The organism is Streptomyces sp. NPDC047017, assembly GCF_040644175.1.
Lineage (GTDB): Bacteria > Actinomycetota > Actinomycetes > Streptomycetales > Streptomycetaceae > Streptomyces.
Genome location: NZ_JBEYVW010000003.1, coordinates 1 through 22,393, shown reverse-complemented (window position 1 = coordinate 22,393; position 22,393 = coordinate 1). Strand labels below are relative to the sequence as shown.

Below are 22,393 nucleotides of genomic sequence, written 5' to 3'. Positions count from 1 at the left end.
AGCACAGATTCTCCCTGACGTGACGTCACAAGCAGGCGCTAGCCCGGGGGTTGACGCCCTGGCTATTATCCACGCTGAGAGCGTCCGCGTGCAATTGCACGCGAAATTTCTCATGAAAATGCGCGGGACGGGAAGGCTCCGGTGGGACGCGGCCGGACCCCGACAGCGATCCCGGACACCTCGCGACGGAACGTGGACAACAAGGAGACTGCGGTGCCATCAGTGCGGAACGGAGTGCGGGCCAGTTCGTTGGACGCCCGCTGGATGAAGAGCCGGCACAGCAATGCCGAGGGCAACTGCGTGGAGGTCGCCGCCCTCACCGGCGGCGGTGTCGCGGTGCGCAACTCCCGCGATCCCGACGGACCCGCGCTGGTCTACACCCCGGCGGAGATCGCCGCGTTCCTCGCGGGCGCCAAGGACGGCGAGTTCGATCACCTGGTGTGAGGGACACCTGATGAGGTGACGGTTCCGCCCATCTGCGGTGGACCGGAAGGGACTTGCCGGCTTCCCGGCTCGTCCCCGCGCATGTACTCCACGGTGGGCCGGTGCGATAGTGTGGACTTCACGTCTGCCGGTCCACTGGGGAGTCAGGATGTCCGCCGAGTCGCATCGCCTCTCCCGCCTCGAACCCTACCTGGACCGCTCCGAGCCCGCGCCGACCTTGCTGAAACTCCTGGTCGGTGTCCAGCTCGCGGGCTTCCGCGAGGACGCCGGGATGTCCCAGGACCAGGCGGCGCGCGGCCTCGGCTTCAGCCCCGCCAAGCTCTCGCGCATCGAGTCGGGCAAGGGCCGCCGTCCTCCGGTGGAGAGCGACGTCCGCGCGCTGCTGCGGCTGTACGGGACCGACGACTACGAGTCCTCGGTGCTGCTCAAGCTCCTCCAGCGCGCGGGCGAGCCCGGCTGGTGGCAGCGCTACGACAAGCGGCTGATGCCGGAGTGGTTCGACCGGCTGGTCGGGCTGCAGGAGGCCGCCGCCGCGATCCGTACCTTCGAGATCCAGTACGTGCCCGGCCTGCTGCAGACCCCCGCCTACGCCCGGGCGGTGGTGGAGCGCGGCCTGCCCACCGCCTCCTCGGTCGAGGTGCAGCGGCGGGTGGAACTGCGCATCCGCCGCACGGAGTTGCTGGGCCGCCAGGACGCCCCGCAGCTGTGGGCGGTCATGGACGAGTCGGTGCTGCTGCGGATGCTGGGCAGCCGCGAGATCATGCGGGACCAGCTCACCCGCCTGGTGGACATGGCCCAGCGCTCCAACGTGACCCTCCAGGTGGTGCCGCTGGACGCGACGAACGCCTCCGCGCCCGCCATACCGATCACGTATCTGCGCTTCGGCGGACTCGATCTGCCGGATGTCGTCTACCTGGAGCACATCAGGAGCGCCAACTTCCTGGAGGACCGGGACGAGACGGAGGAGTACCGGATCGCCCTGGACCGGCTGGCCGACGAGGCGCTGACGCCGCCGGAGTCCCTGGACCTGCTGCGCCGGACCATACGGGAGCGCTACGCGGACTCCTGAGCCGCGCCCGATCCGAGCCGTGCGAACGCGCGCCCGCGCAGATGCGGAACGCCCCCGACGGGACCACTCCGGTGATCCGCGGGGGCGTCGTCGTCAGCGGGGCCGGTCCCTCAGCGGACCACGCCTATGCCGCCGAACTCCACCCACTCGTGGGTGAGCTGGCGGGGCGCCACCTCGGTGTCGGGCCGCCAGGTGGAGACCTCCACCAGGCCCGGTTCGAGGATCTCCAGCCCCTCGAACCACTCGGCGACGTCCTTCTGCTCGCGCACCCGGCCCCAGTGGCCCTGCGTGGCCTGGTCCATGAAGCCGGTGACGAAGTCCCGCACCTCGGCGTCCTCGCTGACCAGTTGGCACATGAGCATGATGCTGCCGGGCACGAGCCGTTCCCGGACCCGCTCGACCACGGCGAGCGGGCCGTCGCTCTCGCTGTCCGGGATGCAGTGGAACACCGAGTTGAACAGCACGGCCACCGGCTGGGAGAAGTCGATCAGCCGCCGGGTGTCCGCGTGCCCGAGGATCTCCTCGGTGCGGCGCATGTCGGCGTGGATGACGGCGGTGCGCTCGTCCTGCTGCAGCAGGGCCCGGCCGTGCACCAGCACCATGGGGTCGTTGTCCACGTAGACCACGCGGGTGTCGGGCGCGATGCGCTGGGCGACCTGGTGGACGTTGTCCTGGGTGGGCAGGCCGGAGCCGTGGTCGAGGTACTGGTGTATGCCGTACTCCTCGGTGAGGGTCCGGACGGCGCGTTGCAGGAAGCGGCGGTTGTTCAGGGCGAGCCGGCGGGTGCTGGGAACGACCTTGTCGAGTTCCTCGCATGCCGCGCGGTCCGCCGCGTAGTTGTCCTTGCCGCCCAGATAGTGGTCGTACATCCGCGCGGCGGTCGGCACGCCCTCGTCGATCTTCGTGGACAGCTGGTTCTCCGCAGGCATCGTTCCCCCAGATTCGCCGACTCCACCGCGCCAACTGGGCCGGTTCGACTGAGAGTACATCCTAGGGAGGCCCCGTAAGTCCGGACCAGTCCCACGGCCGGACGGCCACCCCGATCCCCTCTCCGATCGTCCCGATGGGTCCGATCGTCACGAACTCTTCACCTCGCGGCAGCCATCGCCGGCCCGGTTTCGGAGCACCCGCTCCCTGTCTCGGACAAGGGGGCGTCGTGGTCTTCGTCGCTGTTCTGCTGCTACCGCTCGTGGGTGTGCTCCTTCTGGTGATGGACCGGATCGAGGACCGGGTGCTGGGCACCGATCCGGCGCGCGGCCGGCACGCCGGGCACCGCAGGCACCTGCGGCTGGTCCCGGGCGGCCGGCGCGGCGACGGGGCGGATCCGGACGCGCACGGCGGGGCGGCGGCCGGCATCCGTCCGGCCCCGGTCGCGGCCGGGGGCCCGTCCCGGGAGCGGGGTCCGGCGGAGGAGCGGCGGCGGGCCGCCTGAGCCCCCGCCTCCTCCTCCGCCCCGACCCGCCACGCCCGGCCGCCCGGCCGCCGGGGCACTGTGGCACCCTCGGCCACCGGGACCGGTCCGGCACGGCCGCCGGTCCTCATCTGTACGGCATCCTGTACGGCACGGCGAAGAGGCGGCGGCATGCGCATCGGACTGCTCGGCACCGGACCCTGGGCCCGCGCGGTCCACGCACCCGCCCTGAGCGGGCACGGCGCGGTGGATTTCGCCGGAGTGTGGGGGCGCCGCCCGGCCGCGGCCGGGGAACTGGCCGCACAGCACGGCACCCGCGCCTACGACGACGTCGACGCGCTGCTGGCCGACGTGGACGCGGTCGCCGTCGCCCTGCCACCGGACGTGCAGGCCGCGCTGGCGGTCCGTGCCGCGCGTGCCGGCTGCCAGCTGCTGCTCGACAAGCCGCTGGCCACGACGGTGGACGAGGGCCGTGCCGTGGTCGAGGCCGCCCGGCGGGCCGAGGTGGCCTCGGTGGTCTTCCTCACCACCCGGTTCCAGACCGCTCCGCAGGCGTGGATCACCGAGCAGGCCGCCCGCGGCGGCTGGTTCACGGCGCGGGCGCAGTGGCTGGGCGCGGTGTTCACCGGGGACAGCCCGTTCGCGGCCTCTCCGTGGCGTCGGGAGAAGGGCGCCCTGTGGGACGTGGGCCCGCACGCGCTGTCGGTGCTGCTGCCCGTCCTGGGCGACGTACGGCGGGTGACGGCCGCGGCGCACGGCCCCGGGGACACCGTGCATGTCGTCCTCGACCACGCCGGCGGCGCCTCCAGCACCCTGACCCTGAGCCTCACCGCGCCGCAGGCGGCGGCCGGGGCGGCCGTGGAGCTGCGGGGCGCGGCGGGGACGGCCGTCCTGCCGGAGAGCGAGCAGGGGGCGGTCGAGGCGCTGTCCCGGGCGGTGGACGCGCTGGACGCGGCGGCGCGCACCGGGCGCCCGCATCCGTGCGACGCCGCGTTCGGGCTGCGCGTCACGGAGATCCTCGCGGCGGCCGGGACGCTGCTGTCCCGCGACACCGGCCTGGCCCTCACCTAGGCCCCCGGCCCCCGGGGAATGCCTCCGGTACGGGCCGGGGCGGTCCCGGCGTGCGGTACGGGGTGCGGCGTAGCAGCGTGGGGGTGTGGTGAAGCTGCCTGTACCGGCGTGGCACCGGGATCCGCAAGAGCGAGGGTGGCTGCGGGGTGCCCCGCCGCCGCTGTGGGTGCGGTTGCTGCCGGTCACACTGGCGGCCGCAGTGGGCGTGGTCACGCTGGTGAGCCCGACCAGGCTCGACATCGGCTTCCTGCTCGGCGCCATTCCGCCGCTGGCCGTGCTGTCGTACGGGCCGCTGTCGACCGCGCTCCTGGGCGGCGTGGTGGTGGCCCTGCTCACCGTGTCGGCCTTCCGGCTGGGTCACCCGGGCAACACCGACCTGGAGACGGTCTGCTTCGTCGCCGTGCTCAGCGTGTTCCTGTCGTTCGTGCGCAGTCGCCGCGACGCGCAGCTGGACCTGGAACGCACGGTCGCCGAGGCCGCGCAGCAGGCCGTGCTCCCGCCGCTGCCGGAACGGGTCGGTCCGGTGCGCTGCGCGGGGCTGTACCGGGCCGCGCAGCGCGGGACGCTGGTGGGCGGGGACTTCTTCGACGTACGCCGGGGCCCGCGGGGCGTACGGGCGGTGGTGGGCGATGTGCAGGGGCACGGGCTGGCGGCGGTGTCCACGGTGGCCGCGCTGCTGGGCAGCTTCCGCGAGGCGGTGCTGGACCGGCCGGACCTGACGTCGGTGGTGGCCGCCCTGGACCGCCGGCTGGTGGTGGACTCGGCGGAGGTGCGGCACGCGGAGCTGTTCGCGACGGCCGTGCTGCTGGAGTTCTCCGGTGACGCGCGGTCGGTGCGGGTGGTCACCTGCGGGCATCCGCCGCCGATCCTGCTGCGCGACGGGAAGGCCACGGAGATCGATGTCGCGCCGTGGACGCCGCTGGGGCTGGGCCTGGCCGACGGCGTCCCGCTCCAGCCGGGGCACGTCGAGCCGCTGTGCCCCGGTGACCTGCTGTTCCTGGCCTCCGACGGTGTCACCGAGGCGCGCGACGCCGAGGGGGCGTTCTATCCCCTGCTGGACCGGCTCCCCCGCCTCGCCGACCACGACCCGGCCGTCCTCGCCGAGGAGGTCATGGCCGACCTCCTCGCCCACTGCGGCACGGTCCGCGACGACGTGACGATGCTGGTGCTCACGCCGCGGGTGGTGGAGGAGGGCTGAGCACACCCCCGGGGGCGTGTGCTCAGGGCATCGCCGGGGCGCAGCCCGCCGCGCACAGTTCGGTGTGCCCGGGGGCCGTGCAGGCGGTGGTGGCCGGTCGCACGGGCGCCGGGCTCGCAGCGGCGGGCCGTACGGCGTACGGCAGCTCCGTGAAGACCGGCGTGGTCCGCACGGGCGCGCGGCGCGCGCGGCGGGCGCGGCGGGCGCGGCGGGCGCGGCGGGCGCGGCGGGCGCGGCCGTCGTGCAGGACGGTCCCGGCGGCGACGGCGCCGGCGATGAGGACGCCGCCGGTCACCAGGGCGCCCCTGGCTCCCGCGACCTGCATCAGCAGGCCGAGGAGCGGCGGGCCGACCAGGCCCCAGCCGGTGCCGGCGGTGCGCCACACGCCCAGGACCCGGCCGCGCAGGTGCGGCGGCGGGTCGGTCTGCAGGACCGTCGTGCCCGCGGTGTCGGAGACCGACTCCACCACGGCCATCGGGGCGACGAGCAGCAGCAGGACCCACAGCTGCGGGGAGAGGCCGGCGGCGATCTGGAGCACGGCGCCGGCCGCGGCGAGGGCGCCGACCAGGCGGACCGAGGGGCTGCGCAGCCGGCCGGCCAGCACCGCGCCGGCCACGCCGCCCACGGCCAGCACGGTGGAGACCGTGCCGAAGGCGCCGGCCGCGCCGCCGAGCGGCCCGGTGACCAGGACGGCGAGGGTCAGGCCGTAGTTCCGGCCGAAGACGCTGCTGAGCGCGGTGATCGCGGCCAGGGCGACCAGCCGGGGGCGGCCCAGGAAGAAGCGGAGGCCGTCGCGGGTTCCGGTGCCGCGCCGGGAGGGCGCGGCGTCGGCGCGGGGCCGGGCGGCCGGTGCGGGCCGTTCCTGGCCGGCCTCGGGGTGCGGGCGCAGGAAGGGGATCACCGCGGCGACGGCCAGGAAGGAGACGCCGTTGGCGATGTACGCCGCGCCGGGCCCCCACCAGCTGACCACCACTGCGGCCAGGGCGGTTCCGCCCACCCGGCCGGCGCCGCTGACCACCGAGCCCAGCGCGATCGACGACGGCACGTCCCGTACGGGTACGAGGTCGTTGCCGAGCAGGGCGCAGGCGGGCGCGTCGACGGTGGCGATCAGGCCGGTGACGGCGGCGAGCACCATGAGGACGGGCACCGTGAGGTGGCCGGTGAGCACGAGCGCGGCGGTCAGGAAGCCGACCAGGGCGAGCAGGGCCTGGGCGGCCGAGGCGGTGAGCCGGCGCGGCCAGGCGTCGACGGCGGCGCCGCCGAGGAGCCCGAGCAGGAGGCCGGGCGCGGCCTGCGCGGACAGCGACAGGCCGGTCGCGGCGGCGGACCCGGTGAGGTGGAGCACCAGCAGGTTCTGGGCGGTCAGCTGCATCCAGGTGCCCGTGTTGGACACCAGGTTGGCCGCCGACCACCAGCGCATGCCGGGGTGGCGCAGCGCCCGCCACGGTGTGCGGTTCCGCTCGGTCGCGGGGGGCTCGCCGGTACGGCGCCGGGGGCGCCGGGGCGGGGGCAGCACCGCGCGGCGCGGGGCGGAGCCGGGCAGGGCGGGGGAAGCAGAGGTGGGTGAGGCCACGGTGAGAACGCTTTGCGTGAGAGACCGGAACGACTTGCCGTGCTGTGCCGCCGGGGGCGGCTCGACGGTGAGACGTGGTCGGGCACAGCGGCTGTCCATCCTCACAGACGGGGTGCCACAGTGGTCGCCGATCGCGGGCCCCGGGTGTCCTTTTGGACCCCAACGGGGGCGCGGGGCACGGGAATCGGCGGTGCGGTGGTGTTCCTCACAGGGGCCGCGGGGGCCTCCGCGCCGCGTGGCGGCCGGACCGGTCCCCCGTTCTGGTCCCGCCCGCGCACGCGGCCCGCGGAGACCCCCGCGGCGCGTCGAACTTACGTGTCACCGGCAGGTGCCAAAACCGCGCCGGTGCCCTTTCGGGCAGCAGGAGGACTCACCCGTGCACAGGTGAGTCCGTATTGCCCGCGTTCAGGCCGCCCGAGCCGCTTTCCTTCGGGCCGTCCGAGCCGCTCTCCGGGGTGGTCGGGGCGGCCGGTTCCGGTGCTGGAGCAGGGGTCAGAGGGCGGGCGGTTCGAGGTCGCCGGCCGCCAGCTGGGCGAGGACGACTTCGTAGAGGTCGCTGCCGACGGCGAGGAGCTGGCGTTCCAGGACGGGTTCCACGCTGCGTACGTGTTCGCGCACGGTCTGCGCGTGGACGCCGAGCAGCTGGGCGGCGCGCTCGGCGTTGCCGCCCGCGGCGGTCCAGGCGCGCAGCGTGCCGCGCAGGTCGCGGGTGTCCGCCGCCAGGCGGCCGAGGAGCGCGTGTCCCCAGGTGCACAGCGCCGGCCCGGTCAGCAGGTCGCCGAGGTGTGCGTCACGGCTGCGCGGCGCCGGGCCGCCGGCGGGTTCGTGGCCGAGTCCGGCCTGGTTGTTCAGGGCGAGGTGGACGGCGGCGCGGACGGTCAGCTGGGAGAAGTCGGCGCACAGCAGTCCCTCCAGCCGTTCCATGCGGGCCCGCACGGTGTTGCGGCTCACTCCGAGGATCCGCGCGGCGCTGACCGCGGTGAACTCCAGCCCGAGGCGCGCGGTGGCGACCAGTTCGGCGCGGGTGTGGTGGGGCAGCGTGTCCAGCGGCCGCAGCAGCAGGCCCGACCAGGCGCGCAGCGCCTCGGGGTCCATCAGCCGCTCGGGGTGGGTGCGCTCGGCGTACACGGCTGTGCCGTCCGGGCGGAACCGGGCGAGGGCGAGCGCGCTCACGGCCTGCCCGTAGGCCGTGGCGGTGCGGGCGAGGCTGTGCCGGGTGCTGCCGCCGAGGAAGGTGCGCGGGCGGCCGCCGACCAGTGAGCGCAGCGCGCTTCCGGTGGCCTCGGCGGGGGCGATGACGATCACATGGCCGTCCACCGCCGGGCAGCGCACGACCAGGGCCTGTCCGGCGGTGGCCTCCAGGCACTCGGCGGTCAGCCGCTCGCGTTCGTCGCGGTGGGCTTCGAGGACGTAGACGTGCGCGGTGTCCGTGTCGAGCAGGCCGGGCCACAGGCCGGCGGCGACCCGGCGGGCCGAGACGGTGTCCTCCACCATCAGCAGTTGCAGGATCGCCAGCCGCAGGGCGGAGGTGGCCCGGGCGAGCCGGCGTCCGGCCTCGCCGGTCTCCTGGGCCCGCAGCAGCAGCTCGACCACTCCGGCGGTGCGGGTGAGCATCTCGGCGGTGCGCCGGTCGAAAGGGGCGGCGCGGGTGACGGCGAGCACTCCGGCGGGGGGTGCGTGCGGGCGGCCCACGCGCACCACGCGGACGTGGTGGTCGCCGTCCTGGAGCGCGGCCGAGGCGAACCGTCCGGCGGCGACATCGGTGATCAGGTCGTCGGCGGCGGGCACCGGCGCTCCGGCGCGGACGGTGCCTGCGCCGTCCAGGAGGCAGACAGTGCCGTCCAGGGCGTCGGCGAGCCAGGTCACGACCTTGCCCACGTCACGCCCGGCGGGCCGCAGATGGTCGAGGAGTTCCTCGGCCCAGGTCGCCTGCCCGCTTCCCCGCCCGTGTGCCGGGACGGCCCCGTCCTGTCGGCCGGCCATGTCGGCGCTCTCCTCCCTGTCCCCGTACACCGCGTTGACCTCGGTGTTCTCGGTCAGGGACGTTACCAGCGGCAGCCTGCGCCGTCCGGTTGCGGGCGGCGCGCGTGAGCGGGGAGGGGGGCGGCTTCGCCGGCGGCTCAAGGGGGGAGAAGAACGGCCGGCGAAGCCACGGCGCCCGAGGCCGGGGGGATGGCTCCCGAGCGGTACATCCCTCTGGTTCCCCGGGTCGCGCCGAATACGCCCGCGAATTTCGGCTCGTCCGGCCCCCTCCCTCCCGGGCGGGGCCGGGTCGTGCGGCGGCCGCCCGGCGGACGGCATAAGCTCGGCGGATGGCGAAGTACTTCGACGTGCACCCGGACAACCCCCAGCCGCGGGCCCTCCGCCAGGTCGCCGACGGCCTGCGCGAGGACGCGCTGATCGCGTACCCCACCGACTCCTGCTACGCCCTCGGCTGCCGGCTCGGCAGCCGGGACGGGATCGACCGGATCCGGGCCATCCGCCGGCTGGACGACCGCCACCACTTCACGCTGGTGTGCCAGGACTTCGCGCAGCTCGGCCAGTTCGTACGGATCGACAACGACGTGTTCCGGGCCATCAAGGCGTCCACGCCCGGCAGTTACACCTTCATCCTCCCGGCGACCCGCGAGGTGCCGCGCGTGCTCCAGCACCCGAAGAAGAAGACGGTCGGGGTGCGCATCCCGGACCACGCCGTCGCGCGGGCGCTGGTGGAGGAGCTGGGCGAGCCGCTGCTGTCGAGCACGCTGCTGCTGCCCGACGAGGAGGAGCCGCTGACGCAGGGCTGGGAGATCAAGGACCGGCTCGACCATGTGCTGGACGCGGTCGTGGACTCGGGCGACTGCGGCACCGAGCCGACCACGGTCGTCGACTTCTCCGGCGGCGAGGCCGAGATCGTACGGCGGGGGGCGGGCGACACCTCGCGCTTCGAGTGAGGCGGCGGGGGCGCGGCAGGGCCGCCGCCCGGCCGGGGGCGGCGCGTGCCACCATGGCCGTGATCCGCACTCCGACCGGATCCCCCCACGGCCGGTGAGGTGCTCGCCGGTGACCGCGCAGAGAGGCAGCGACCATGACCGACGTACAGGGACAGTCCGTCGACATCCCGACCGAGGACGGCACCGCGGACGCCTATCTGGCCCACCCCGGGGACGGCAGCCCCCACCCGGCCGTCCTGCTCTACCAGGACGCGTTCGGGCTGCGGCCCCAGCTGCGGGCGATGGCCGACCGGATCGCGGCGGCGGGCCACACCGTGCTGGTGCCCAATGTGTTCTACCGGCACGGGCGGGCTCCCCTGGTGGAGCTGCCGGAGTTCATCGACGTGAGCGAACGCCCGGAGATCTTCGGGCAGCTGATGCCGCTGCTGAAGTCGCTGACGCCGGAGCTGGCGCGGCGCGACGCGAGCGTGTACCTGGACTGGCTGGCCGCCTGCCCGCTGGCCACCGACGGTCCGGTGGCCGTCACCGGCTACTGCATGGGCGCCCGGCTGGCCCTGCTGACCGCGGGCGTCCGGCCCGACCGGGTCGCGGCCGCGGCCGGGTTCCACGGCGGCGGGCTGGCCACCGACGCGCCCGACAGTCCGCATCTGGTCGCCGGCGCGGTGACCGCGGAACTCTACTTCGGGCACGCGGACGAGGACCCCTCGCTGCCGCCGGAGCAGATCGAACGCCTGGAGGAGGCGCTCACCGCGGCGGGCGTCCGCCACCGCTGCGAGGTCTACCCGGGCGCGGGGCACGGTTTCACCCAGGCCGACACCGACGCGTACGACCCGCAGGCGGACGAACGGCACTGGGCGGCGCTGCTGGACCTGCTGCGACGCACCTTCTGACACTGCGGCGCATCTCCTGACACGCACCGCGCCCAGCGGCCGTGCCGCCGGGGCGCGGTGCCGTGCCGACCCCGCCAACGGTCCGTGTCCCACGCGTTGTTACGGTGCACCGCGTGTCTGACTCCTCACGCGATACCGTCGAAGGCGCCGGCTGGAACGCCGGCGAGCGCGGCAGCTACCGCCGGCTCATGCCCGAACGGGTCAAGAAGCTCTCGTGGCTCGATCCCCGGACGCTGTGGGCCGCGCGCAACGGCGTGGCCGCGTCCTGGTTCGGCGATCCCACCGGCGCCACCCGCGGCCGGTGGGTGGCCCAGCGGGAGGCGGCGGGCGCACCGGCGGACAAGGTGATCCGGCGGACGGAGGCGGACCGTTTCTCGTTCATGGTCATCGGGGACACCGGGGAGGGCGACGCCTCGCAGTACGCGGTGGTGCCCGGCTTCCTGGAGGTCAGCGAGGGCACGTCGTTCGCGGTGATCACCAGTGACGTGATCTATCCGGTGGGCAGCACGGACGACTACGGCACGAAGTTCTTCCGGCCGTACCGCGACTATCCGGCGCCGATCTACGCGATACCGGGCAACCACGACTGGTACGAGGACCTCGGCGGTTTCATGCGCGTCTTCTGCGACGACGCCCCGCCGCTGCCGCCCGGGCCCCGGCCGCGGCCGCTGAGCCGTGCCTGGTGGCGCGCGCTGCTGTGGCACCGGCCGCGGCCGGCCGACGAGCAACGGCTCGCCGAGGCGCGGACGTTGCGCTCGGCGCCCGGGCAGCGGGCGGTGCAGCCGGGCCCGTACTGGGCGATCGACGCCGGGCCGGTGCGGATCGTCGGCATCGACACGGGGCTGCTCGGCACGCTCGACGCCGAACAGGGCGCCTGGCTGCGGGAGGTGTCCAAGGGCCCCCGCCCGAAGATCCTCGTCACCGGTTCCCCGCTGTACGTGGACGGCGAGCACCACCCCTGCGCCATCGACGGGGGCGGCACCGTCGACGACGTCGTCCGCGACCCGGCGCACCACTATGTGGCCGCGATCGGCGGGGACATCCACAACTACCAGCGCTATCCGGTGGACGTGGACGGCCGCACCGTCCAGTACGTGGTCTCCGGGGGCGGTGGCGCGTTCATGCACGCCACCCACACCGTTCCCCGGGTGTCGGTGGCGAACGTGACCGAGGCCGACTTCCGCTGCTATCCGCTGCGCGGCGACTCGCTGGCCTTCTACAGCGCCCTGTACGGCCGCCGGCTGCGGCTGCGCCGCTTCTTCACGCTGACCGAGGCGGAGGCGATGGCCGTGGTCGCCGAGCGGCTCGGCATGCCGCCGGTCCGCGCGCCGGGCGGGCCGGTGCGGATCACCCGGCGGGTCCGCCTGGTCGCCACCCTGCTGGGCGCCGGCCGCCGCCCGGAGAGCCGGGCCCGCTTCCGCCTTCCGGTGCGCAAGATCTACACCCAGTTGTTCTCGCCCGGTTCGGCCACCTACAGCCCGCCGTTCTTCAAGTCGTTCCTGCGCCTGGACGTCACCCCGGAGACGGTCCGGCTGCGCTGCTTCGCGGCGACCGGGAACCGCGCCCAGGAGATCGATCCGCCGGTCGAGGACGAGGTGGTCATCCCACTGCGGCCGAGCGCCTGAACGGCCGTCACCAGCGGCCCGGCGCGCTCCCCGTGACCGGCTCGGACGGGCGGCCGTCCACCCCGGCCGGCACGTCACCGGCCAGCATCACCCGGTGCATGACGCGCGGGAAGCCGAGGTGGGCGTTGTCGCTCGGGGCCAGGTGGATGGTGGCCCGGTTGTCCCAGAAGGCCACGCTGCCCGGCTCCCAGCGGAAGCGGACGGTGTACTCGGGCCGTACCGCCTGCTCCAGGAGCATCTCCAGGAGCGCCGCGCTCTCCGCGCGGGACACGCCCTCGATCTGCTCGACGTAGTAGCCGTTGACGAACAGCACCCGCTCCCCCGTCTCGGGGTGGACGCGGACCAGCGGGTGCACCGTCGCCGTCTGGTGCTCCATCAGGTGGCGGACGTAGGCGTCGTCGCCGGGGCGGGGCTGGTAGCCGACGCCGAGGCGGTGCTCGGCGCGCAGCCCGTCGGCGAAGGCCCGCACCGGCGCCGACAGGCCGGCGTAGGCGGCGGCCAGGTTGGACCAGGTGGTGTCGCCGCCGTAGGGCGGGACGCTCTCGGCGCGCAGGATCGTCGCGGCCGGCGGGTCGACGCGGGCGCCGTGGTCGCAGTGCCAGCCGCGCAGCAGTGTGTGCCGGCGGCGGCGCAGCCACTCCTCCTGGTCCATGCCGAACCGCCCGCCCAGTTCCAGCCGGTCCGCCGTGGTCTCCACCTCGGGGACGTCCGGCGGTGACGCGCCGCCCCGCCGCCGCAGGAGGACCGGTTCGCCGAAGCGGCGGGCGAAGGCGACGTGCCCGGCGTGGTCCAGGCGCTGGCCGCGGAAGAACACCACCTTCCAGCGCAGCACCGCCGCGCGGATCTCCGCGACCACCGCGTCGTCGAGGTCCGCCGCCAGGTCCACGCCGGTGATCTCCGCGCCGATGTGCCCGGCGACCGGCCTCACCTCCATCCCGCCGGTCTCCGTGCCGCCCGCTGTGCCCGTGTCCGTCGTCATCCGCGCTCCGCTGGTCGTCCGTCGTACGTCGTCCGTCACGCTCCGGGAAGGTGAGCCAGGAAGATCGTGCCAGGCTTTCTGGCCGGTGGCGACAGTGCCCGGCCCGGCCCACTGCCCGGCGCGGGGCGCGCGGGCACCCGGCGGGTCCGTGGCCGCCGGCCGCCGCCGCATCGGCCCACGCCCCCGGGGTACCCGGACGGCCGGTGGTGTCCGGGCGGACGTATCGCGGGTGTCCGCGCGGGCGTGTCCCAGGTGTCCGGGCGGTGGGAGCGAGGAGGTCCAGGTGGCGACCGACGACGACCGGCTGCGGGAGTACCGCGGCAAACGCGACTTCGGGCGGACCCGGGAGCCCTCGGGGCGGGAGGCCGGTGCCGTGGCCGGGCCGCGGTTCGTGGTGCAGATCCACGACGCGCGCCGGATGCACTTCGACTTCCGGTTGCAGGTCGGGGACGTGCTCAGGTCCTGGTCGGTGCCGAAGGGCCCCTCCGACGACCCGCACGACAAGCGGCTCGCGGTGCCGACCGAGGACCATCCGCTGGAGTACGAGGACTTCGAGGGCGTGATCCCCCGGGGCGAGTACGGCGGCGGCACGGTGATCGTCTGGGACCGGGGCACCTACGAGCCGCTGAGCCACGACCGCAGGGGGCGGCCCGTCGACTTCGCCGAGTCCCTGGAGCGCGGGCACGCCACGTTCCGGCTGCACGGGTCGAAGCTGCGCGGCGAGTACGCCCTCACCCGCTTCCGCGGCGACGGCGAGCGGGGCGAGGAGAACGCCTGGCTCCTGGTGAAGAAGGCCGAGGGGCACGCCGCCGCCCACGGCACCCCCGACCCGCGCCGGGCCCGCTCGGTGACCACCGGCCGGACCCTGGCGCAGGTCGCCGCGGACGACGGACGGTGAGTCCTGCCGGTCGCGGCGCCCCGTCAGACCCGTCAGACCCGGTGGGCGCGCAGGGCGGCCAGGGCCCGGTCGGCGTGCGCGTCCATGCGGAACTCGCTGCGGACGACCTCCAGGACCGTGCGGTCCCGGGCGACGACGAAGGTGGCCCGCCTGGTCGGGGCGAACTTCAGGAGCCCGCGCCGCACCCCGAACCGCTCGCGTACGGTGCCGTCGGTGTCGGACAGCAGGGGCATGCCGAGTCCGTGCCGTCCGGTGAACTCCCGCTGGCGGTCCACGGAGTCGCCGCTGATCCCGACGGGCCGCGCGCCGAGGGCGGCGAACTCGGCGGCCAGGTCACGGAAGTGGCAGGCCTCGGCGGTGCAGCCGGGGGTGAGGGCGGCCGGGTAGAAGAAGAGCACCACCGGGCCGTCGGCGAGCAGCCCGGACAACCGCCGCACGGTCCCCGTCTCGTCGGGCAGGGCGAAGTCCTCGACGGTGTCGCCGGGCTTGACCTGGCCGCCGCTCACGCGGCACCCCGCGCGCCCTTGGCGACACCGCGGGCCCACAGCACGAGGGGCACCTGCACGGGCAGCCGGGCGAAGGCCGCCGTCTTCTGCGGAGTGGGCCGGTCGCGCCAGTCCACCGCCATCTTGACGTTGGCCGGGAAGACACCGACGAAGAACGCGGCGGTCGCCAGCGCGGCGGCCCTGCGGGTACGCGGCAGCGCGAGGCCGGCGGCCAGCGCGAACTCGACGACGCCGCTGCCGTAGGTCCAGGCGCGGGCGGTGCCGGGCAGGGCGCCCGGCACGGTCGCGTCGAACTGCCGGGGCGAGGCGAAGTGGGCGGCCCCCGCGGTGGCCAGCAGGCCGGCGAGCAGCAGGGGTGAGCGATCGGAACGGGGCACGGTTCCTCCTTGGGGGACCTCCTCCGCTGGAGATCCGCGGGCGCGAGCTTACTTGACAGTAAGTTCAGGGGAGGGCCATGTTCCGGCCTCGCCGCCCGATCGGGTCCCCGCCGTCCCGCGCGCCCGTTCGGGGGAAAGTGACCCGGGAGGCGCGTGGGGCCGCGGCGGTCCGTCGAGACCTCAGCCGTGACCCTGCCGCTGATCCCGCCCATGCTCGCCACGCCGGGCACGCTGCCGCCGCCCGCGCAGGACGCGCACTGGGCGTACGAGACGAAGCAGGACGGCCAGCGCGCGGTGGTCTACCTGCCCGGCGACGGCACGGTGCTGCTGCGGGCGCGCTCGGGCGAGGACATCACGGCCGCCTATCCGGAGCTGCGTCCGCTCGGCCGGGTGCTGGGTGCCACGCCAGCGGTGCTGGACGGCGAGGTGCTGGCGCTGGACGAGGAGGGCCGGGCCAGCTTCCAGCTGCTGCAGAACCGGATGGGCCTGGCCCACACGCCCGCCCTCGCGGCCCGCCGGGCGGCCCGCGTCCCCGTCCATCTGGTGCTGTTCGACCTGCTGCGCCTGGGCACCGACCCGCTGCTCGCGCTCCCCTACGTCCGCCGCCGCAAGCGGCTGGCCGCGCTCGGCCTGGCCGGGCCGTACTGGTCGACGCCCGGCGCCGTGGTCGGCCAGGGCGCCCGGGCACTGGCCTCGACCCGCGAGCACGGCCTGGAGGGGCTGATCTGCAAGCGGCTGGACTCGGTGTACGAGCCGGGGGTGCGCTCCCGGTCCTGGATCAAGATCCGCAACATGCGCAGCGAGGACGTCCTGGTGGGCGGCTGGTCGCCCGGCAAGGGGCGGCTGGCCGGCCTGCCGGGCGCCGTGCTGGTGGGGCAGCGCGGCGGCGGCCGGCTGCGGTACGTGGGCGGCGTGGGCACCGGCTGGAGCGCGGCCGAGCGCACCGAGCTGGCCGCGCGGCTCGCGGCGCTGGCCACCGACGTCTGCCCGTTCGACCCCGTACCGGCGGTGCGCGGGGCGCACTGGGTGCTGCCCCGGCTGGTCGGCGAGGTCCGCTACAGCGTGCGGACCCGGGCGGGGCTGCTGCGCCAGCCGTCCTGGCTGCGGCTGCGCCCCGACCTCGCCCCGCAGGACGCGGCGGCGGACCTGCCGGAGGAGCCGCAGCTCTAGGGGCCGTTGCGCGGTGAAGCCACGGTCGGCGCGGTGGGCCCTCGGCGTGGCAGCGGGTGCCGAAGGTCTATCGTGTCCCGCATGTCCGTGCCCGAGCTGATCCGTATCGTCTCCCGCGACTCGCCCATGGCGCTCGCTCAGGTGGAGCGTGTCCGCGCCGAGTTGGCCGTCCTGCACCCCGGGGTGCGCACCGAGGTCGTGCCGGTGAAGACCACCGGGGACAAGTGGCTGGGCGATCTGGCGCAGGTCGAGGGCAAGGGGGCGTTCACCAAGGAGGTGGACGCCGCGCTGCTGGCCGGTGCGGCGGACCTCGCGGTGCACTGCCTCAAGGACGTGCCCGCGGACCGGCCGCTGCCCGCCGGGACCACGTTCGCCGCGTTCCTGAAGCGGGACGACGTGCGGGACGCCCTCGTGCACCCGGACGGCCTCACCCTCGACGAGCTTCCGGCCGGCACCAGGATCGGTACGTCGGCGGTGCGCCGGATCGCCCAGCTGGCCGCCTCCCACCCGTGGCTGACGTGCGTGCCGTTCCGCGGCAACGCCAACCGGCGGCTGGAGAAGCTGGCGGCCGGGGAGGCGGACGCGCTGCTGCTGGCCGCCTCCGGCCTGGAGCGCATCGGACGGCAGGACGTGATCAGCGAGGTGCTGTCCGTGGAGGCGATGATGCCGCCGATCGGCGCGGGCATCCTCGCCCTGCAATGCCGCGAGGGCGACGACGAGCTGATCGAGGCCGTCAGCGGTCTCGGGGACAACGACACCTACCGCGCGGCGAGCGCGGAGCGCATGTTCCTGCACGTGCTCCAGGGGCACTGCAACAGCCCGATCGCCGGGTACGCGCGGGTCGACCGCGCCGGGGAGCTGTCCCTGCGGGCGTGCGTGTTCACCCCGGACGGCAAGACCCGGCTGAACGCGCACGAGTGGGCGGGCCGGCTGGACGCCGCCACGCTCGGCACCTCGGTCGCGGTGGCCCTGCTGCGGCAGGGTGCCCGCGACCTCATCGACGGCATCGCGCACTGACGCGGAACACCCCCGTACGCCGGTGTACGGGGGTGTCCGGGACCTCGTGCGGGCGGGGCGGGCCGGGGTCAGGCCGTGGTGCCCGGTCCGGCCTGGTCGCGCAGGAAGGTGCTGATCTGGTGGGCGAGGCCGCCCTGGCCGCCGGGGCAGGGCGCCCCGGTGCCGGCGCCGCCCTCGTGCACGCCGATGCCGCCGCTCCACAGCCGGCGCTCGGTCCACTCGTCGTCCACGCGCAACTGGACCTGGATGTCGACCTGGGACAGGTCCGCCTCCGGCCCCGCCGCGTACAGCAGGGCGGTGGCGCGGCGCAGCGGGTGGACGTCGTAGCCCTCGATGAACTGGGAGTTGCGCCAGTCGACGAAGGCGCCCTCGCCGTCCGGGCCGAGCCGCACGTCGAGCTGGCCGTCCTCCAGATGGATGCCGAAGTGCCGGCTGCCGCGGTTCTCGACGGTGACCCGGACCCGGAAGTACGTCAGGCCCTCGGCGGCGTCGTCGCGACCGCGCGGCGGCTCGGCCTGCTCCAGTCGGTGGACGCGGACGCGCAGGCCGGCATGCTCGTCGTACTCCTGCCAGTCCCCGACCACGTTCGGCTCGTACACGATCCACCTCTCGACTTCCAAGAGCTGCTTCCTATCTGTGGGCCGAGTGCACTGTCAAATGAGTGGAATGGGCCGTGGTCAGGGAATTCACCGGCATTGATCGGTGATCAAGCCGTGCGCTGGAACGATCCCGGTTCCGGTCCGTCCGGCGCCCGCCGGCGGCGTGCCGCACATCACTTCGGCGGCGGCTCGGCCGGCGCCGGGTCAGCGGGCCAGCCGGCCGAGCAGCGCGGAGGCCGCGGTGATGCCGGCCGCGGCGGCCACCACGAGGACGGCGAAGTCGAGCGTGAGGTGTGCGGAGGTGCCGAGCAGCAGTCCGCGCAGGGCGTCGACCTGATAGCTGAGCGGGTTGGCCTTGCTGACGGCCTGGAGCCAGCCGGGCATGACGGCCACCGGGTACAGGGCGTTGGAGCCGAAGAACAGCGGCATGGTGATGGCCTGTCCGATGCCCATCAGGCGGTCGCGGCTGAGCACGATCCCGGCGATGGTCATCGACAGGCAGGAGAAGAACGCCGAGCCGAGGACCACGGCCGCGGCGACGCCGAGCAGCCGCAGCGGGTTCCAGGTGAGCGCCACCCCGAGCAGGGCGGCGATGACGATGACGACGATCGCCTGGATCAGCGACTTCACACCGGCCGCGAACGCCTTCCCGGTGACCAGGGCGGAGCGCGGAGTCGGGGTCACCAGCAGCTTGTTGAGGACGCCGGCGTCGCGTTCCCAGATGATCTGGATGCCGTAGAAGATGGCGATGAACATGGCGGACTGGGCGATGATGCCGGGGGCCATGAAGTCGATGTACGGGATGCCGCCGGTGGGGATCGCCCGGATGCGGGTGAAGGTCTGACCGAAGATCAGCAGCCAGAGCGCGGGCTGTACCGCGCGGGTGTACAGCTCGGTGCGGTCGTGGCGCAGCTTCTGCAGTTCCACCGCGCACATGGCGGCGACCCGGGCGGGCAGCAGCCGCCAGCCCGCGCGGGGACTGGGGGCCTGCACCAGCAGGCCGATGCCGTCCGCGCGGGCGGCGTCAGCCGACGCGGTGGGCGGTGCGGCGGGTGCTTCGGACATCGCGGAAATCTCCTGAACTGTCGTCGAGGCCGCTGCCGGCCACGTCGCGGAAGACGTCCTCCAGCGTGGGCGGCGTGTCCGCGGCCGGGCCGCCCTGGGCGCGGCGCCGTTCGCCGAGGCCCCGGCGCAGCTCGGTGGGGGTGCCGAGGGCGCGGATCTGGCCGCGGTGCATCAGCGCGACCCGGTCGCAGTACTGGTCGGCCTCGTCCATGTAGTGGGTGGTGACCAGGACCGTCATGCCGGTGGCGGCGCGTACGGCGTTGATGTGCTCCCATACTCCGGTGCGGGCGATGGGGTCCAGGCCGATCGTCGGCTCGTCGAGGATCAGCAGGCGGGGTGCGCTGACCAGGGCCTGGGCCAGTTCGAGGCGGCGGACCATGCCGCCGGAGTAGGTCTTCGCCAGCCGGTCCGCGGACTCCGTGAGGTCGACGGCGGACAGGGCCTGGGCGACCCGGGCGGCGCGTTCGCGGCGCGGTACGTCGAAGACGCGGGCGAAGAGGGTGACGTTCTCGCGGCCGGTGAGGGAGGCGTCGGCGGACAGCTGCTGGGGGACGTAGCCCAGCAGGCGGCGGACCGCCATGCGTTCGCCGGCCGGGTCGTGGCCGAAGACGCGGACCATGCCCGCGGGGACCGGCAGCAAGGTGGTGATGCAGCGGATCGCGGTGGTCTTCCCGGCGCCGTTGGGGCCGAGCAGCCCGAACACCTCGCCCGGCCGGACGGCCAGGTCGAGGCCGTCGACGGCGGTCGTGCCGCCGAAGGCGTAGGCCAGTCGGGTGAGGGTGACGGCGTCGGCGGGCTCGGCGGCAGCGTCGCTGGTCATGGTCGGTCGGCCTCCTCGTGCAGGTTCTCGGCCAGCCTGCGCAGCGCGGGGATCGCGGCGCGCAGGGCGTCCCGGTCGGCCTCGTCGAGCCGGTCCAGCTGGTCGTGGACGAGGGCGGCGCGGCGTTCGCGCCAGTCCCGCAGCCGCGCCCCGGCCGCCTCGGTGAGCAGCAGGCGGGCGGCCCGGCGGTCGGCGGGGTCGGTCTCCCGGATCAGGTGGCCGCCCCGGACGAGCTGGTTGACCAGGGTGGAGACGGAGTTGCCGGCCAGGTGCAGTTCCTTGGCGGCCTCGGTGACGCCGACGCCGGGGCGGGCCTCGACCAGGCGCAGCAGCTCGACCTCGGCGCCGCGCAGGCGCGTCGCGGTGGTCCCGGCGCGCAGTCGGCGCCGGATCAGCCGCTGGACGCCGACGAGCGCGTCGGCCAGCTCTTCGGCGGGGGGCTCGGGTTCCACGTCACCGACGTTACCTCTGTAGCAGAGGTAATGGACCCAAGGGCGGGTCAAGACCGGCGGCGCGGGCTGCGGCAGACCCGCGCCGGCCGTCGCCGCCCACCACGCCGCTCACCTCCTTTCCACGTTCATTGAAATGCGCAGCATTTACTGCGGTGGCATTTTTCCGGCGACCGGTCGACAATTGAGATTCATGCGGTCGCATACCGTCACCGCATTCCCATAATTGTTTTGGAAACGGCCGCCCCGGGAATCCGCATTCCAGTGCTTCGGACCGGAGGCACGTCCGTGGGAGCCGGCGCGCCGGGCCCCGATGGTTGTTCCTCAAGGACCGTGCCCCGCGCCTCCCGTGGTGCCCGTCCATCCAGCACCTGCTGAGGGAGGCGCAGCGTATGCGTACCACCGGCAGAACGAAGAGCCACCCGCACGACGACGCCCCGGACACCGCGGCGGCCTTCGAGCGGCTCGCGGGACTGAGCGACGGACCCGAGCGCAAGGCGCTCAGGGACGAGCTGGTCCAGGTGTGGCTGCCCATGGCCGAGCGGATCGCGGTCCGCTTCCGGGGGCGCGGCGAAGCCCTGGAGGATCTGTACCAGGTGGCGGCCCTCGGCCTGGTCAAGGCCGTCGACCACTACGATCCGGGGCGCGGCTACGCCTTCGAGGCGTACGCGGTGCCCACCGTCACCGGCGAGATCAAGCGGCACTTCCGCGACCACATGTGGACGCTGCACGTGCCGCGCCGGGTCCAGGACCTGCGCAACCGGGTGCGGCGCGCGGCCAAGGAGCTGGCGCAGACCACGCCGGGCCGGGCCCCGACCGTCGCCGAGATCGCCACGTACACGCAGCTGAGCGAGAGCGATGTGCGCACCGGGATGGAGGCCCTGGACTGCTTCGCCGCGCTGTCCCTGGAGGCGGAGGTGCCGGGCACCGACGGGTACGCGCTCGGTGACGGTCTCGGCGAGGCCGATCCGCGCTACGACCTCGTGGTGGACCGGGTGGCCGTGCGGCCCTGCCTGGAGGCGCTGCCCGAGCGGGAGCGCATGATCCTGTACCTGCGCTTCTTCCGGGGGATGACGCAGAGCCGGATAGCCCAGCAGCTCGGCATCTCGCAGATGCATGTGTCGCGGCTGCTCAGCGGGTGTTTCGCCCAGTTGCGTGAGGAACTGCTCGCCGAGACCGGGTAGGGCCGTCGGTGGGGGCCGGGTGCCGTTTCGGCGGCATGCGGCGGGTACTCGGCAGGCGCCCTCGCGGGTTCCGGTCGGACACTGGTGTGAGACCGGTTGCCACCGGCGGACGAGACCAGGACGTGCCATGGACCACGACACGACACCCTCCACCCCTACGACCGGCGTCGTCTCCACGCACTCGGTGTGCGGAGCGCCCTGCTGGGTCAGTCTGACCAGCCGCGACCTGGAGGCCACCGAGTCCTTCTACCAGGCCCTGCTCGGCTGGGAGTGGCGCACGGCCCGGCTCGGCGACCGTTTCCGGATCGCGCTGGCCGACGGCGCGCCGGTCGCGGGGATCGCGGCGGTGGCCTCCATGTGGCAGATGGCGGTGGCCTGGACCCCGTACTTCGCCGTGCCCAGCGCCGACCGGGCGGTCTCCCGGGTGCAGGAGCGCGGCGGCACCTCGGCGGTCGGCCCGATCTCGCTGCCGCCGGGGCGGGCGGCCCTGCTGGCCGACCGGGACGGCGCGACCTTCGGGATCTGGGAGGGCGAGCTGTTCACCGACTGGGAGACGTGGCGCAAGGCGGCGCCCGCCTTCATCCGGCTGCACACGCGCGACGCCTTCGACGCCGCGATCTTCTACGGCGAGGTCCTGGACTGGGCCTCCGAGCGGCCGGGCTGCTGCGAGGTCCGCTACGAGGGCGACGAGGTCGTGCTGCGCAGCTACGGCGAGGTCGTCGCCCGTATCGAGTCGGGGGCCCTGGGGGCGGCGCCCGACCCCACCATCCGGCCGCACTGGCAGATCCACTTCCGGGTGGCCGACGTCGCCGCCTGCGCGCGCGCCGCGGAGTGCCACGGCGGCAGCGTGCTGCGCGAGAGCGAGGAGGAGGCCGTGCTGCGCGACCTCGACGGCGCCCAGTTCACGGTGACGTCCCGCAGGGAGGCCTGAGCGTACGGCTGCGGCCCCACCCCCGTCAGGCGAATTCCAGAGGTCGTTGCAACACAAGTTGATCAACTGGCTGTTGCCAGGAGCTTAGCGAGACGCTCGGCTGGGGTTTCCCAGCCGAGCGTTTTGCGTGGTCGGCTGTTCAGCTCGGCCGCGACGGCGTCGAGCTCTGCGCGGGTGTAGCGGG

The 22,393-nt window shown here is 74.4% G+C and carries 23 protein-coding genes and 1 pseudogene; 13 read left to right on the top strand and 11 right to left on the bottom strand.

Translation table 11 applies throughout. From position 1 onward, the window contains the following. The first annotated feature begins 213 nt into the window (after window positions 1–213). Entirely contained in the window at window positions 214–444 is a 231-nt protein-coding gene (locus tag ABZ858_RS05750; RefSeq protein ID WP_361373040.1) for a DUF397 domain-containing protein, read from the top strand. A gap of 148 nt (window positions 445–592) precedes the next feature. Beyond that, window positions 593–1,513 (top strand): helix-turn-helix transcriptional regulator, encoded by a 921-nt coding sequence (locus ABZ858_RS05745; protein WP_361373038.1) that lies wholly within the window; start codon window positions 593–595, stop codon window positions 1,511–1,513. 110 nt (window positions 1,514–1,623) lie between these two features. Here ABZ858_RS05745 and ABZ858_RS05740 read toward each other — a convergent pair whose 3' ends face one another. After that, entirely contained in the window at window positions 1,624–2,442 is an 819-nt protein-coding gene (locus tag ABZ858_RS05740) for an SAM-dependent methyltransferase (RefSeq protein ID WP_361373036.1), read from the bottom strand. Window positions 2,443–2,669: 227 nt separating this feature from the next. Here ABZ858_RS05740 and ABZ858_RS05735 point away from each other — a divergent pair, with 227 nt between their 5' ends. The 3 genes from ABZ858_RS05735 to ABZ858_RS05725 all read left to right on the top strand — a co-directional run bounded on the left by ABZ858_RS05735 (window position 2,670) and on the right by ABZ858_RS05725 (window position 5,193). Then, window positions 2,670–2,945, top strand: coding sequence for a hypothetical protein (locus ABZ858_RS05735; RefSeq protein ID WP_361373034.1), 276 nt, complete (start codon window positions 2,670–2,672; stop codon window positions 2,943–2,945). A gap of 150 nt (window positions 2,946–3,095) precedes the next feature. Further along, on the top strand, window positions 3,096–3,995 hold the full coding sequence (locus tag ABZ858_RS05730) for a Gfo/Idh/MocA family oxidoreductase (RefSeq protein WP_361373032.1): 900 nt from the start codon (window positions 3,096–3,098) through the stop codon (window positions 3,993–3,995). 85 nt (window positions 3,996–4,080) lie between these two features. Further along, window positions 4,081–5,193: a PP2C family protein-serine/threonine phosphatase gene (locus ABZ858_RS05725; RefSeq protein WP_361373030.1), complete on the top strand. Its 1,113-nt coding sequence runs from the start codon at window positions 4,081–4,083 to the stop codon at window positions 5,191–5,193. Window positions 5,194–5,215: 22 nt separating this feature from the next. On the opposite strand, the gene ABZ858_RS05720 is transcribed toward ABZ858_RS05725, so the two are convergent. After that, the gene (locus tag ABZ858_RS05720) at window positions 5,216–6,706 is read right to left on the bottom strand and encodes an MFS transporter (RefSeq protein WP_361373718.1); all 1,491 of its coding nucleotides are present in this window, start codon (window positions 6,704–6,706) and stop codon (window positions 5,216–5,218) included. 552 nt (window positions 6,707–7,258) lie between these two features. Further along, window positions 7,259–8,749, bottom strand: coding sequence for a helix-turn-helix domain-containing protein (locus tag ABZ858_RS05715; protein ID WP_361373028.1), 1,491 nt, complete (start codon window positions 8,747–8,749; stop codon window positions 7,259–7,261). A gap of 329 nt (window positions 8,750–9,078) precedes the next feature. On the opposite strand from ABZ858_RS05715, the gene ABZ858_RS05710 reads away from it, so the two are divergent. The 3 genes from ABZ858_RS05710 to ABZ858_RS05700 all read left to right on the top strand — a co-directional run bounded on the left by ABZ858_RS05710 (window position 9,079) and on the right by ABZ858_RS05700 (window position 12,214). Beyond that, the gene (locus tag ABZ858_RS05710; protein ID WP_361373026.1) at window positions 9,079–9,699 is read left to right on the top strand and encodes an L-threonylcarbamoyladenylate synthase; all 621 of its coding nucleotides are present in this window, start codon (window positions 9,079–9,081) and stop codon (window positions 9,697–9,699) included. Window positions 9,700–9,833: 134 nt separating this feature from the next. Beyond that, window positions 9,834–10,589 carry a dienelactone hydrolase family protein gene (locus ABZ858_RS05705; protein WP_361373024.1) on the top strand — a complete coding sequence of 252 codons (756 nt, stop codon included), beginning with the start codon at window positions 9,834–9,836 and terminating at the stop codon, window positions 10,587–10,589. 113 nt (window positions 10,590–10,702) lie between these two features. Beyond that, window positions 10,703–12,214, top strand: a complete 1,512-nt coding sequence (locus tag ABZ858_RS05700) for a metallophosphoesterase (RefSeq protein ID WP_361373022.1) — start codon at window positions 10,703–10,705, stop codon at window positions 12,212–12,214. 7 nt (window positions 12,215–12,221) lie between these two features. On the opposite strand, the gene ABZ858_RS05695 is transcribed toward ABZ858_RS05700, so the two are convergent. Next, complete coding sequence (locus ABZ858_RS05695; RefSeq protein ID WP_361373020.1) at window positions 12,222–13,193, bottom strand: TauD/TfdA family dioxygenase; 972 nt, start codon at window positions 13,191–13,193, stop codon at window positions 12,222–12,224. A gap of 283 nt (window positions 13,194–13,476) precedes the next feature. On the opposite strand from ABZ858_RS05695, the gene ABZ858_RS05690 reads away from it, so the two are divergent. Further along, window positions 13,477–14,091 carry a DNA polymerase ligase N-terminal domain-containing protein gene (locus ABZ858_RS05690; RefSeq protein WP_361373018.1) on the top strand — a complete coding sequence of 205 codons (615 nt, stop codon included), beginning with the start codon at window positions 13,477–13,479 and terminating at the stop codon, window positions 14,089–14,091. 32 nt (window positions 14,092–14,123) lie between these two features. Here the strand turns inward: ABZ858_RS05690 and ABZ858_RS05685 are convergent, their stop codons facing one another. Further along, the gene (locus ABZ858_RS05685) at window positions 14,124–14,597 is read right to left on the bottom strand and encodes a peroxiredoxin (protein WP_361373016.1); all 474 of its coding nucleotides are present in this window, start codon (window positions 14,595–14,597) and stop codon (window positions 14,124–14,126) included. Beyond that, the gene (locus ABZ858_RS05680) at window positions 14,594–14,974 is read right to left on the bottom strand and encodes a MauE/DoxX family redox-associated membrane protein (protein ID WP_361373014.1); all 381 of its coding nucleotides are present in this window, start codon (window positions 14,972–14,974) and stop codon (window positions 14,594–14,596) included. The genes ABZ858_RS05685 and ABZ858_RS05680 overlap by 4 nt, the downstream gene beginning before the upstream one ends. Before the next feature lie 186 nt (window positions 14,975–15,160). Here ABZ858_RS05680 and ABZ858_RS05675 point away from each other — a divergent pair, with 186 nt between their 5' ends. Both ABZ858_RS05675 and hemC read left to right on the top strand, forming a co-directional pair. Next, window positions 15,161–16,144, top strand: a complete 984-nt coding sequence (locus ABZ858_RS05675) for an ATP-dependent DNA ligase (protein WP_361373012.1) — start codon at window positions 15,161–15,163, stop codon at window positions 16,142–16,144. Between the two features lie 81 nt (window positions 16,145–16,225). After that, on the top strand, window positions 16,226–17,161 hold the full coding sequence (gene hemC / locus ABZ858_RS05670) for a hydroxymethylbilane synthase (RefSeq protein ID WP_361373010.1): 936 nt from the start codon (window positions 16,226–16,228) through the stop codon (window positions 17,159–17,161). 68 nt (window positions 17,162–17,229) lie between these two features. Here the strand turns inward: hemC and ABZ858_RS05665 are convergent, their stop codons facing one another. The 4 genes from ABZ858_RS05665 to ABZ858_RS05650 form a co-directional block, all read right to left on the bottom strand. Then, the gene (locus tag ABZ858_RS05665; RefSeq protein WP_361373717.1) at window positions 17,230–17,760 is read right to left on the bottom strand and encodes a hypothetical protein; all 531 of its coding nucleotides are present in this window, start codon (window positions 17,758–17,760) and stop codon (window positions 17,230–17,232) included. A gap of 204 nt (window positions 17,761–17,964) precedes the next feature. Continuing rightward, a complete protein-coding gene (locus ABZ858_RS05660) occupies window positions 17,965–18,825 on the bottom strand; it encodes an ABC transporter permease (protein ID WP_361373008.1) in 861 nt (286 codons plus the stop codon). Then, the gene (locus tag ABZ858_RS05655; protein ID WP_361373006.1) at window positions 18,785–19,645 is read right to left on the bottom strand and encodes an ATP-binding cassette domain-containing protein; all 861 of its coding nucleotides are present in this window, start codon (window positions 19,643–19,645) and stop codon (window positions 18,785–18,787) included. Before ABZ858_RS05655 ends, ABZ858_RS05660 begins: the two co-directional genes overlap by 41 nt. Continuing rightward, window positions 19,642–20,097, bottom strand: coding sequence for a MarR family transcriptional regulator (locus ABZ858_RS05650; protein WP_361373004.1), 456 nt, complete (start codon window positions 20,095–20,097; stop codon window positions 19,642–19,644). The genes ABZ858_RS05655 and ABZ858_RS05650 overlap by 4 nt, the downstream gene beginning before the upstream one ends. Before the next feature lie 389 nt (window positions 20,098–20,486). Between ABZ858_RS05650 and ABZ858_RS05645 the strand changes: the two genes are divergently transcribed. Together ABZ858_RS05645 and ABZ858_RS05640 are read left to right on the top strand one after the other, a co-directional pair. After that, a complete protein-coding gene (locus tag ABZ858_RS05645; protein WP_361373002.1) occupies window positions 20,487–21,278 on the top strand; it encodes an RNA polymerase sigma factor SigF in 792 nt (263 codons plus the stop codon). A gap of 127 nt (window positions 21,279–21,405) precedes the next feature. Then, the gene (locus ABZ858_RS05640; RefSeq protein ID WP_361373000.1) at window positions 21,406–22,209 is read left to right on the top strand and encodes a VOC family protein; all 804 of its coding nucleotides are present in this window, start codon (window positions 21,406–21,408) and stop codon (window positions 22,207–22,209) included. A gap of 62 nt (window positions 22,210–22,271) precedes the next feature. Here the strand turns inward: ABZ858_RS05640 and ABZ858_RS05635 are convergent. After that, window positions 22,272–22,393: pseudogene (locus ABZ858_RS05635) on the bottom strand (IS30 family transposase); the annotation flags it as partial.